Here is an 11,870-nt window from a genome sequence, read left to right as displayed (position 1 = left end):
CGGGGAACCGACCGGTCGGCGGTGGCCGGTCGCCCAGACCACCGCCGACCACGTTCTCAGGGGCTGGTACAGGTGATGTTGGTCGGCGGGGTGTTCGTCCCGGTCCACGAGCCGTTGAAGCCGAAGGTGGCCGAGCCGTTGGCGCCGAGGGTGCCGTTCCAGCTCACGTTCCGGACCGTGATCGAGGAACCGCTGGCGGTCAGTTGGCCGCTCCAGAGCTGGCTGATGGTCTGGCCGTTGGCGAAGGTCCAGCGTACGGTCCAGCCGTTCAGCGTGGCGGTGCCGTTGTTGCGTACCGTCACCTCGCCCTGGAAGCCGCCGTTCCACTGGTTGACCTGGCGGTAGGTGGCGGTGCAGGCACCGCTGGTCGGCGGCGGGGTGGTGGTCGGCGGCACTGTCGGCGGGACGCTCGGCGTCGGCGAGGTGGTCGGCGGCCGGGTGGGCCCGGTCGGCGTCGGGGTGGCGCCGACCGGCGGGAAGCGGAGGATCCGGTCGTCGGTGGCGGCCGGCGAGCCGCGACCGTCCCGGTTGCTGGTGGCCACCCAGAGCGAGCCGTCGGGGGCGCGTTCGACGGTACGCAGCCGACCGTACTGGCCGGTGAGCTGGGCGGTCGGGCTGCCGGCCACCCCGCCGCTGCCGTTGAGCGGTACCTGCCAGAGCCGGGTGCCGCGCAGCGCGGCGACGAACAGCATGTTGCCGTCGATGGTGGCACCGCTCGGCGACGCCTCGGCAGTCGTCCAGGTGACGATCGGGTTGCGGAACCGGGGGTCGTTGCCCTGGCCCTCCACTGTGGGCCAGCCGTAGTTGCCGCCCGGCACGATGTAGTTGACCTCGTCCCAGCTGTTCTGCCCGAACTCGCTGGCGTAGAGCCGGCCCTGGGCGTCCCAGGCGAGGCCCTGCACGTTGCGGTGGCCAAGGCTGTAGACCAGCGACCCGGCGGTCGGGTTGTCCGGCGGTGCGCTGCCGTCCGGCCGCATCCGGAGGATCTTGCCGTTCCGGCTGGACGGGTTCTGCGAGTTGGCGGTCTGGCCGGCGTCGCCGACACCGGCGTAGAGCATGCCGTCGGGGCCGAACGCGATCCGGCCACCGTCGTGGAAGTTGGCCCGGGCCAGCCCGGTGAGGATCGGCGTCTGGGTCTGCGGGGCGTCGAGCCGGAACCGGACGATCCGGTTGTCGCTGGCCGAGGTGAAGTACGCGTACACGTAGCGGTCGCTGGCGTAGGTCGGCGAGACCGCCAGGCCGAGCAGCCCGGCCTCGCCGCCCGGCGAGACACCGGAGATGGTGGCCACCTGCTGTGCCGTCTGCCCGGGGCGGACCTGCACGACCCGGGCGGTGTCCCGCTCGGCGACCAGCGCGCTGCCGTCCGGCAGGAAGGCCATCCCCCAGGGCGCCGCGAGGTTGGTGGCGACGGTCTGCGGGCGGCTGAAGTCGAACTCGCCGGCGGCCAGCACCCCCGCTCCGCCGCCGGGCCCGGACGTGGTGTCCGCGACGGCGAATCCGGCGCCGCCGAGTACGACGGCCAACGCCGTACCCGTGACGAGAAGCCGACTACTCCTCATGCCGCACCTCCAGGCGGACTCTTCCGCAGGCACCACTGCCCGACGAGATAGAGATGACTATCAATGTATCACCGCCGTCGGGGGCGGTCTAGATCAGCTCCACCGAGGGCGGGCGAGCCAGTCCCCGCCCGGCCGACTCGCCCGCGTCCTCGGCGGGTTCCCCCGCCCGCCCGTCACCGGAGCACGGCCACGCCCCACCTGAAGGTGTTCAGACAGGACGCCCGCCCGATCGATCGGAGATGATCATCACTCTCGCCGAGCCGGCTCGGTGGGATACGGTGCTGCTGTTCCCGAGGTCGTCGCATGAGCCGTCATCCCTTCCGAGCACCGCCGCGAGTGCGAGGCGCTCGTGGCACCCGGCATCGCCCGGACCGGGCGGAGTCGAACGATCCGCAAACTTTCGGTGTCGGCCCGATAATTCGCCGTGATGCGGCGCACGCTACGACTCTGTGAACGAACGGTCAAGGGCGGCGTCCTTCGGAAACTTTGCGAGCTACTTTCGGTCTGAGTACCCTCTCGACGCGGGCCGGACTTTCCGGAAACATGTCGGAAGTAACGTGCGCCCGCGTCCACATCCTCACAACGACGTGCGGCGGATCTTGAAGAGGTCAGCAACAAGCGACAGGAGGCTGCTCGTGAGCAGCAACCGCAACGCCGCCGACGCCCGTCGGACCACGACCGGGGTCGAGCGGCTTGAGGTCACGGGGGTGCACGACGGGCATCCGCACGACGGACCGCTCGGCACGGCCGCGGCCACCCCGGCGGAGAACGTAGCGCCCGGCGACAGCCCCGCTCCCGGCGCCCCGCCGTGCTGGCAGGACCCGCGCCTGCCCGTGGCGCGGCGGGTCGAGGACCTGGTCACCCGGCTCTCGCTCGAAGAGAAGATAGCGCAGTTGTACGCCGTCTGGGTCGGCGGCGACTCGACCGGCGAGGACCTGGCGCCGCACCAGCACGAGATGACCGACGGGGCACCCGAATGGCGCAGCCTGATCAGCGCCGGCCTCGGCCAGCTCACCAGGCCGTTCGGCACCGCTCCGGTCGACCCGGCCCTCGGCGCCCGGGCGCTGGCCCGGATGCAGGAGGAGATCGTCGCCACCAGCCGGTTCGGCATCCCGGCCATCGCGCACGAGGAGTGCCTGACCGGCTTCATGACCTGGAAGGCGACCGTCTACCCCACGCCGCTGGCCTGGGGCGCGACCTTCGACCCCGAGCTCGTCGAGCGGATGGCCGGGCAGATCGGCTCGGCGTTGCGGGCGGTCGGCGTACACCAGGGGTTGGCGCCGGTGCTGGACGTGATCCGGGACCTGCGTTGGGGGCGCTGTGAGGAGTCGATCGGCGAGGACCCCTACCTGGTCGCCACCATCGGCACCGCGTACGTCCGGGGGCTGGAGGCGGCCGGGGTGGTCGCCACGCTGAAGCACTTCGTCGGATACTCCGCCTCCCGGGCGGGCCGCAACCACGGGCCGGTCGGCGCCGGTCCCCGGGAGCTGGCCGACGTGCTGCTGCCGCCCTTCGAGATGGCGCTGCGCGACGGCGGCGCCAGGTCGGTGATGCACGCCTACAACGAGGTCGACGGCGTCCCGCCGGCCGCCGACCCGGAACTGCTCACCGCGCTGCTCCGGGACCGCTGGGGCTTTGCCGGCACCGTCGTCGGCGACTACTTCGCGATCAGCTTCCTGCACCGGCTGCACAAGGTCGCCGCCGACCTGGGCGAGGCCGCCGTGCTCGCCCTCACCGCCGGGGTGGACGTCGAACTGCCGGCGGCACACGCCTACGGCGAACCGCTGATCGAGGCGGTCCGGGCCGGCACGGTGCCGGAGTCGCTGGTCGACCGGGCGGTGACCCGGGTGCTGCGGCAGAAGTGCGAACTCGGTCTGCTCGACGCCGGCTGGTCGCCGGTGCCGCCCGCCTTCGCCGACGTCGCCGGGCGGAGCAACGGCGACCTGCCGGACGTCGTCGAGGGCTCCATCGACCTCGACCCGCCGGCCAGCCGGGCCCTGGCCCGGGAACTCGCCGAGGAGTCGGTGGTGCTGCTGGCCAACTCCGGTGCGCTGCCGCTGCGCCCGGAGAGCCGGATCGCGATGGTCGGGCCGCTCGCCGACAACATCGCCGGGATGCTCGGCTGCTACACCTTCCCCGGTCACGTCGGTCCGCAGCATCCGGAACTGCCGGACGGGGTGGAGATCCGCACCCTGCTGGCCGCGCTCCGGGCCGAGCTGCCGGAGACCCCGATCAAGTACGCCCCCGGCGGCACCGTCGACGGCCCGGCAGAGCTGGACGCCGAGGCGATCAGCGCGGCGGTGGCGGTGGCCGCCGAGGCGGACGTCTGCGTCGCGGTACTCGGCGACCGGGCGGGACTCTTCGGCCGGGGTACCTCCGGCGAGGGCTGCGACGCCGACGACCTGCGGCTGCCCGGCGCCCAGGCGGACCTGCTGGCGGCCCTGCTGGACACCGGTACCCCGGTGGTGCTGGTGCTGCTCGCCGGCCGGCCGTACGCGCTCGGCGACACCGTCGACCGGCTGGCAGCGGTGGTGCAGGCGTTCTTCCCCGGTGAGGAGGGCGGGCCGGCGGTGGCCCGGGTGCTCAGCGGCGCGGTCTGCCCGTCCGGGCGGCTGCCGGTGAGCGTGCCGCGCACCCCGGGCGGGCAGCCGAACACCTACCTCAATCCGGTGCTGGGCCAGCGCACCGAGGTCAGCAGCGTCGACCCGACCCCGCTCTTCCCGTTCGGCCACGGCCTGTCGTACACCGAGTTCGCCTGGCCGGAGGTCCGGGTGGACGGCGCGGCACCGGTCGCCGACCAGCCGGTGCAGGTGCCGACGGACGGCGCCGTCACCGTCTCGATCGCGGTCCGCAACGACGGCGACCGGGCCGGCACCGAGGTGGTGCAGCTCTACCTGCACGACCCGGTGGCCCAGGTGACCCGCCCGGTGGTCCGACTGATCGGGTACGCCCGGGTGCCGCTCGAGCCGGGCCAGACCCGGCAGGTCGACTTCCGGGTGCACGCCGACCTCTCCTCGTTCACCGGCCGGCTCGGACACCGGGTGGTCGAGCCGGGCGACCTGGAGTTGCGGGTCTCCGCCTCCAGCGCCGAGCACCGGCACACGGTCCCGGTCCGGCTGACCGGGCCGGAGCGCCGGGTCGACCACCACCGGCAACTCGTCGCCGAGGTGACGCTGCGCTGACAGAGCCTGCCCGGCGCCCCGGTGGTCGGCGGTCGGTGCGCCGGGCATCTCCTCGTTCCGACCGCCGCTCCGCCGACCGGCGCTCAACGACCTCCGAACCGCCGCTCCGCCGACCTTCGAATCGTTGCTCCGCCCACCTTCGAACCGGTCGCTCTGCCGGGCTCCGAACCGGTCGCCGGGTGGATCCGGCGCCGAGCCGGCATACTGGCCGGAGATGATCCTCGTCGGCACCTCCGGGTGGCAGTACCGCGACTGGCGGGGCCGGTTCTATCCAACCGGCCTGCCGCAACGGCGCTGGCTGGAGCACTACGCCGAACGCTTCGGCACGGTCGAGGTGAACAACGCCTTCTACCGGCTGCCCGAACGGGACGTCTTCGCCGGCTGGCGCTCGCGTACCCCGGACGACTTCTGCGTCGGGGTGAAGATGAGCCGGTACCTGACGCACATCAAGCGGCTGCGGGAACCGGCCGAACCGGTGGCCCGGTTCCTCGACCGGGCCGGGGCACTCGGTGACCGGCTCGGTCCGGTGCTGCTGCAGCTGCCACCGAACCTGCCGGCCAACCCGGCGGCGCTGGCGGAGGTGCTGTCCCGGTTCCCGGCCGAGGTGCGGGTGACCGTCGAGCCGAGGCACGCGTCCTGGTGGACGGCGCAGACCCGGCAGGTGCTGGAGCGGCACAATGCGGCGCTCTGCTGGGCGGACCGGTGCGGCCGGCCGGTCACCCCGCTGTGGCGGACCGCCGACTTCGGCTACCTGCGGCTGCACGAGGGCCGCGCCAAGCCCTGGCCACGGTACGGCCGCACGGCGCTGCGCTCCTGGCTCGACCGGATCGGCACGGCCTTCCCCGGCTCGGCCTCCCCGGGCGGCGAACCGGTCTTCGTCTTCTTCAACAACGACCCCGGCGGGGCCGCGATCACCGACGCGAGCACGTTCGCCGCGACCGCCCGGCGCCGGGGCGTACCGGTCAGCCGGGCGCCGTGACACCCGACCGGCGCGTGGCCATCCGGGTCCGGCTCGGGGTGCTGGCCACACCCCGCGTCCGGTTACCGGGACGGCGGCACCCGGTCCGGAATCGGACCCGCTCCGGTGCGACCCCGGCTACGGCATGATCGTGGTCAGGTCCTTCGGCATGGTCGACCTGACGTCGTCCCACTCGCCGTCGGTGACGTGCCGCCGCAACGCGTTCAGCACCGTGTTCACCACGGTCGCCGGGCCACCCTCGACGTCGAACGGGAAACCGGCGCGTACCTCGTAGAGGAACTCCTCCCGGTTCAGCTTGATCGGGACGACGCTCGGATCCCAGCCCTCGAAGTAGATCCCGCGCACCAGCGCCGGCAACTGGGCCGCGAAGTGCGCGCTCTCCTGCACCGGCAGCCGGTCCCGGAGCAGGTGCAGTACGGTCCGCAGGGCCGCGTACGACTGGTTGCGGCGCTCCTTCGGCCACCCGTACGCCTGCTCGATGTCCTTGAGGATGAGGTTGGTCTTGTCCAGTGACGACTCGAAGACCGAGTACGAATTGTTCGGCACGACTGATCCCCCGTCCCGTCTCGGCTACTGCCCACCCTTGCCATGCTCGCCGTTCCCGGGGTGAGGCCCATTCACCCCGGACGGGTGAATCCGCACCCGGGACCGGACCGTCCAGCCGTCCAGCCGGTCCAGCCGTCCAGCCCCGTTCAGGGGTCAGCAGGGTCAGCGGAGTCAGCGGGGTGAGCGGGGTCAGCGGGTCAGGGGTCAGCGGCCAAGGGTCAGCCGTTGAGGAGATCGTTGAGCTGTTCCGCGTTCGTCTGTGCGTAGTCGCGGTAGCAATTGTTGAACAGGACGTGCGTCTCGGCCGCGTCGTCGGCCAGTTTGCGCAGTTTGGGGGCCCAGTCCGCGATCTCCCGCTGCGAGTAGTGGTAGCCGAACTTCTGGTAGATGTCCTTGCTGGTCCACTTGTCGCTGTGCCCGTGGAACCGGACCACCGCCAGGTCGGCGGTGGCGGCCAGCACCGGCGGTATCGAGGAACGGTGCCCCTGCGGCATGTCGACCGAGACGTACGCCAGCTCGTGCTTGCGGAGGAAATCCAGCGTCTCGTCCCGGTTGCCCTCGGCGAACCAGGAGGCGTGCCGGAACTCGAAGACCGGCCGGAGCGGGCCGCAGCGCCGCCGCACCTCCAGCAGGTACTGCTTGTTGTCCCGCCGGATGGTGAACCAGGGCGGGAACTGGAACAGCAGCGCGCCGAGCTTGCCCGCCTCGGCCAGCGGCTCCAGCGCGGAGAGGAACCGCGTCCACACCTCCTCGTACGCCTGTGCCGGCAGGTCGCCCGGGTAGACGTTCTTCTTCTCCGTCTCCGGCCGCAGATCCTTGTAGAGCGCGGAAACCCGGGTCGGGTGCCCGGTGAGCAGGCTGAACGCCTTGACGTTGAAGGTGAACCCGCCCGGGGTACGCCCGACCCACAGTTCGGCGGTCCGCTCGGCGGGCGGCGAGTAGTAGGTCGCGTCGACCTCGACCAGCGGAAACCGGGTGGCGTAGTGGGCCAGCCGACGCTCCGGGGTGTCCGCGTTCGCCGGATACCAGCCCGACTCCAGCAGGGTTCGATCGGTCCACGACGCCGTACCGACCTTTATGTTCCCCATGACTCCAGTTCACCCGCCCCGGACGGGGCGGGCAAGCCGGGCGGGATTCACCTGCGTGGTCAGGCCGACGTGCTCAGGCCGCCCGGCGTTCCCGCGACTGCTTGCAGGTGACACAGGTGGTGGCGGACGGGAAGATCTCCAGCCGTTCCACCGGGATCGAGTCGCCGCACCCCTCGCACCAGCCGTACGTGCCGTCGGCGAGCCGGTTCAGCGCGTGCTCGAACTGGGCCCGCCGGTCCAGGATCGTCCGGAGCAGTGACTGTGCGGTGTCCCGCTCGGCGGTCTTCGTACCGCTGTCCGCCTGGTCGTCGCCGGCCGTGTCGCCGACCTCCACCAGCCGCAGTACCTGGCTCTGCGTCAACGCCTCGTCGTACTCGACGGTCAGCTCGTCGTAGCGCGACTGGAGGGCGCGGCGGATCTGGTCGCTGTCGACCGCCGAGCGGCGGGTGCCGACTGCCTCGTTGACGAGCATGCGCTGCCTGCCTTTCCGTCGTGGGAACGGATCTGCGGTGCTGGCCGGTTCTGTCCGGGTCGCTCCGTTCTGAGCAGCGCGATTACCCCATCGCCGTCGCCGGCAAACCGCCGGTTTTTCCGCCCCTCGGGCCTGCCGTGGACCCTGCCTGTGCTGCCCCGCTCCGCGCCCCGCCGACAGCACGGTCGGAACGCGTCAGCCGACGGTCTCCGGTTCGACAAGTGCGGGATGCCGGGGGTCGTCCAGCCGGACCACCACGTCGGCGAAGCTCGCCGGTCCGACCTCGTCGGCGTACCGGGCGAACGCCGGCAGGGTCCAGCGCTGCGCCGCGGGCGTACGCCGGGCCAGCGCGCCGGGCGAGAGCACCAGGTGGACCGCGAGGTCGAACGGGAGGGCCCCGCCGAGCAGCAGCGGGCCGCTGACCAGCAGCACACCGTGCGGCGGCAGCACGAGGTAGTCGGCCCGGGTGGCCCGGTCGGTCTCGGCGTTCCACAGCGACGGCAGGATCCGTCCGGAACCGTCCGGCCCGGCGGGATCGAGTACCTCGCGGCGCAGTCCCGCCTCGTCCAGCCAGCCGAGGTAGTACGCGTCGGGGTTGGTCCGGCCCTGCTCGTAGCGGAGCGACGCCGGCCGGAGGAAGTCCGCCGCGTCGATCCGTACCGCCGGACGGCCCCGCACCCGCAGCGGGTCGACCAGCGCGTCGGCGAGCCGACCCGGCTCGGCGGCGGGCGGGCCGTCCACCGCGACCCGCAGCCAGCCGTCGCCACGTTCACCGGCCAGCCGGCCGGCCAACTCCTCCACCAGCAGTTCGGGCGTGATCGGGCGGACCCTCATCCGCCCATCCTGCCCCGGCCCGGTCCGGCCCCGGGCGCCCGGGGCCGGCCTTGTCGGGTTTCCGGGCTCCGGTGGAACCGGGCCGGTCAGGCGTCGCGGCGGCGCAACACCAGGTAGCCGCCGAGCAGCGAGGCGGCGGTCCAGAGCACGAGGAGGCCGAGCCCGGTCCAGGGGCCGTAGTCCCGGGCCCAGCGGGCCTCGTCCTGCGACCCGGCCAGGTGCAGCAGCACCCAGCTCGTCTGGTCCGGCAGGTACTGAGTAACGGTGCGTACCCCGGGGACGTTGCCGAGGCCCTGCGAGCCGAGGAAGAAGACCGGCAGCAGCACCGCCAGCGAACGCACCGGGCTGCGCAGCATCGCCGCCACTCCGAGGGCTAACAGGCAGAGCAGCACCAGGTGCAGGTAGCCGCCGAGCAGCGCGGGCAGCGCGCCCTCCGCGCCGAGGCCGACACCGTACCGGCCGAGCGCGGCCTGGGCGGCGAGGAAGCCGACCAGCACCGTGGGCAGCGCGACGGCGGACGCGAACAGGGCGGTGGCGAGCACCTTGCCGGCGTAGCAGCGGCCCCGGCGCGGCACCGCGACCAGGGTGGCCCGGATGGTGCCGGAGCTGTACTCGCCGGCCATCACCAGCGCCCCGAACACCACCAGGGGGAGTTGCCCGAGCGTCAGGCCGTAGAAGGCGGGAAACAGCGGGTCGAAGCCCTTTTGCTGGTCCGGGGACTGGCTGGCGAAGCTGAGCCCGGCCAGCAGGCTGATCCCGACGCCGACCACGAAGGTCGGCAGCAGGGTCCAGACGGTCGACCGGACGGTACGGATCTTCGTCAGCTCGGCCCGCAGCACCGCGCCGAGTCCGGCCGTGCCGGTCGTGCCGGCCCCGCCCCGCGCCGGGTCACCCGCCGCCATCGTCGGTTCCGTCGCCGCCGTCACCGCCGCGCCCCGCCGGCCGGTCGACCCGAGCCGCCGACGGAATCCCCGTCGCCAGGTCGATCCAAGTCTCCGACGGCATTCCCGCCGTCGCGTGGATCCGACTCCGCCCGGTGGTGCACGGCCGAGGCGGTGAGCCGCATGAACGCCTCCTCCAGGGAGGCCCGCTGCACGCCTACCTCGTGCACGGTGAGCCGGTTGGCCGCGATCAGCTCGCCGACCCGGGCAACCTCGCTGTCGTACGCCAGCAGCGTCCCGTCCGGCGCCGCCTCGACCCGGACACCGGCCGCCACCAGTACCGCCCGCAGCCGGTCCGGTTCCGGGGTACGGATCCGGACGGTCGAGCCGGAGTTGGCCTCGACGAACTCCCGCATCCCGGTGTCGGCGAGCAGCCTGCCCCGACCGATCACCACCAGGTGGTCGGCGGTGAGCGCCATCTCGCTCATCAGGTGGCTGGAGACGAAGACCGTACGCCCCTGCGCGGCGAGCCCTCGCATCAACTCGCGGATCCACCGGATGCCCTCCGGGTCGAGCCCGTTCACCGGCTCGTCGAAGAGCAGCACCGGCGGGTCCCCGAGCAGCGCGGCGGCGATGCCGAGCCGCTGCACCATGCCGAGCGAGAAGCCGCCGACCCGCCGCCTCGCCACACTCGCCAGGCCGACCAGGGTCAGCACCTCGGCGACCCGGGAACGGCCGATCCCGTTGCTCTGCGCCAGCCACAGCAGGTGGTGGTACGCGCTGCGTCCCGGGTGCGCGGACCGGGCCTCCAGCAGCGCGCCGACCCGGCGCAGCGGGGTGCCCTGCTCCGGATAGCGAACACCGTCGATCAGTACCCGTCCGGCGCTCGGCCGGTCGAGGCCGAGCATCATCCGCATGGTCGTCGACTTGCCCGCGCCGTTCGGTCCGAGGAAACCGGTCACCTGACCGGGTCGGACCGTGAAGGAGACGTCGTCGACCGCACGGATCCGCCCGTACCGTTTGCTGAGATTGCACACGTCGATCACCCTCGTCACGCTAGGCACCGCTGGTCGCCGGGACAGTCCTCGAAAGTCGCCGGCCGCGTTCACCAATGTCGACGGCCGGTGCCGGCGGTGGTCGACCGACGTAGCCTGCTTGGCATGCGCCGACACCTGCTGGCCGGGCTGGTACTGCTGGCCGAGACCGCGATGCTGCTGGCCGGCGGGCGGGCCGGGGTCTCGCCCTGGACGATCGTCGGGCACGCCGCGCTGGTGGCGCTGGTCGTCCTGGTACGCCAGCGTGCGCCGGTCGCCGCGCTGATGGCCGCGCTGCTGCTCGTCGCGCTCTCCGACGGCGGGTACGTGCTGCTGCTCTGGGCCGCCTACCAGGCGGGTCGGGAGTCGTTGACCCGCACCGGCACCGGGATGCTGGCCGGGGCGCTCACCGGATCGCTCGCCGTCCAGTTGGTGACCTCGCCGGCCGATCCCCGGACGATCCCGAACCTGCTCTCGACGTACCTGGTCTTCGCGGTGCTACCGGTGCTGGCCGGGCGCTACCTGGCCCAGCACGAGCGGCTGGTGTCCACCCTGGACCGGCACAACCGGCAGCTCCGCCGGGAGCGGGAGCTGCTGGCCGAGCAGGAGCAGCTCCGGGAGCGGCTGCGGATCGCCCGGGACATGCACGACTCGCTCGGACACCGGCTCAGCCTCGTCTCGGTGCAGGCCGCCGCGCTGGAGGTGGCGGAGCTGCCGCCGGTGCAGCGGCAGGCGGTACGCCAGCTCGCCGGCGCCGCGCGTGGCGCGCTGGACGAACTCTACGAGTTGGTCGGTGCGTTGCGCGGCGGCCACGGGACCGACCAGCGGTCACCGGGCCTGGCCGGGATCGGCCCGCTGGTGGCGGAGTTCCGGTCGGCCGGGATGCCGGTGACCCTGCACCAGGCCGGTACGCCCGGTCCGCTGCCCGGTCCGGCGGGTCAGACGGCGTACCGGGTGGTCGAGGAGGGGCTGACGAACGCCCTCAAGCACGCCCCCGGCCAGCCCGTGACGGTACGGCTCCAGTGGGAACCAGACGCGCTGCTGCTCACCCTCGACAACCCGCTGCCGCCCGGGGCGCAGCCGGACACCGGACCGTCGGCGGTACCCGGACACGGGCTGGCCGGGCTGCGGGAACGCGCCGACCAGGCGGGCGGCCTGGTGGCGTACCGGATCGTCGAGGCCGGCGAGGACGACGGTCCGGACGGGATCGTCGGGGCCGGCGAGGACGACGGTCCGGACGGGATCGTCGGGGCCGGCGAGGACGGCGGTCCGGACGGGATCGTCGGGGCCGGCGA

General features: G+C 72.9%; 10 protein-coding genes. 3 read left to right on the top strand and 7 right to left on the bottom strand.

The window, feature by feature from the left end; genetic code table 11:
* Window positions 1–56: 56 nt before the first annotated feature.
* Window positions 57–1,559, bottom strand: coding sequence for a PQQ-dependent sugar dehydrogenase (locus Pen02_RS11775; RefSeq protein ID WP_203866021.1), 1,503 nt, complete (start codon window positions 1,557–1,559; stop codon window positions 57–59).
* A 635-nt stretch (window positions 1,560–2,194) separates the two neighbouring features.
* Between Pen02_RS11775 and Pen02_RS11770 the strand changes: the two genes are divergently transcribed.
* Together Pen02_RS11770 and Pen02_RS11765 are read left to right on the top strand one after the other, a co-directional pair.
* Window positions 2,195–4,741 (top strand): beta-xylosidase/alpha-l-arabinosidase, encoded by a 2,547-nt coding sequence (locus Pen02_RS11770; RefSeq protein WP_239140506.1) that lies wholly within the window; start codon window positions 2,195–2,197, stop codon window positions 4,739–4,741.
* Window positions 4,742–4,955: 214 nt separating this feature from the next.
* Window positions 4,956–5,720 (top strand): DUF72 domain-containing protein, encoded by a 765-nt coding sequence (locus tag Pen02_RS11765; protein WP_203866020.1) that lies wholly within the window; start codon window positions 4,956–4,958, stop codon window positions 5,718–5,720.
* Window positions 5,721–5,837: 117 nt separating this feature from the next.
* Here the strand turns inward: Pen02_RS11765 and Pen02_RS11760 are convergent, their stop codons facing one another.
* The 6 genes from Pen02_RS11760 to Pen02_RS11735 form a co-directional block, all read right to left on the bottom strand.
* Window positions 5,838–6,266, bottom strand: coding sequence for a DUF2267 domain-containing protein (locus tag Pen02_RS11760; RefSeq protein ID WP_203866019.1), 429 nt, complete (start codon window positions 6,264–6,266; stop codon window positions 5,838–5,840).
* A 218-nt stretch (window positions 6,267–6,484) separates the two neighbouring features.
* Window positions 6,485–7,354: a DUF72 domain-containing protein gene (locus tag Pen02_RS11755; RefSeq protein ID WP_203866018.1), complete on the bottom strand. Its 870-nt coding sequence runs from the start codon at window positions 7,352–7,354 to the stop codon at window positions 6,485–6,487.
* Window positions 7,355–7,427: 73 nt separating this feature from the next.
* Window positions 7,428–7,826, bottom strand: coding sequence for a TraR/DksA family transcriptional regulator (locus Pen02_RS11750; RefSeq protein ID WP_203866017.1), 399 nt, complete (start codon window positions 7,824–7,826; stop codon window positions 7,428–7,430).
* Between the two features lie 195 nt (window positions 7,827–8,021).
* Window positions 8,022–8,660, bottom strand: a complete 639-nt coding sequence (locus Pen02_RS11745) for a nucleoside/nucleotide kinase family protein (RefSeq protein ID WP_203866016.1) — start codon at window positions 8,658–8,660, stop codon at window positions 8,022–8,024.
* 86 nt (window positions 8,661–8,746) lie between these two features.
* Window positions 8,747–9,586 carry an ABC transporter permease subunit gene (locus tag Pen02_RS11740; protein ID WP_203866015.1) on the bottom strand — a complete coding sequence of 280 codons (840 nt, stop codon included), beginning with the start codon at window positions 9,584–9,586 and terminating at the stop codon, window positions 8,747–8,749.
* Window positions 9,583–10,587: an ABC transporter ATP-binding protein gene (locus Pen02_RS11735; RefSeq protein WP_203866080.1), complete on the bottom strand. Its 1,005-nt coding sequence runs from the start codon at window positions 10,585–10,587 to the stop codon at window positions 9,583–9,585. Before Pen02_RS11735 ends, Pen02_RS11740 begins: the two co-directional genes overlap by 4 nt.
* A 114-nt stretch (window positions 10,588–10,701) precedes the next feature.
* Here Pen02_RS11735 and Pen02_RS11730 point away from each other — a divergent pair.
* Window positions 10,702–11,870 (top strand): sensor histidine kinase (locus Pen02_RS11730; protein ID WP_239140503.1); only part of this gene is annotated, 1,169 nt, incomplete at its 3' end.

Source organism: Plantactinospora endophytica (assembly GCF_016862915.1).
Classification (GTDB): domain Bacteria; phylum Actinomycetota; class Actinomycetes; order Mycobacteriales; family Micromonosporaceae; genus Plantactinospora; species Plantactinospora endophytica.
Note: the sequence above shows the minus strand (reverse complement) of the source record. Positions and strands in the feature narration are given on the sequence as shown.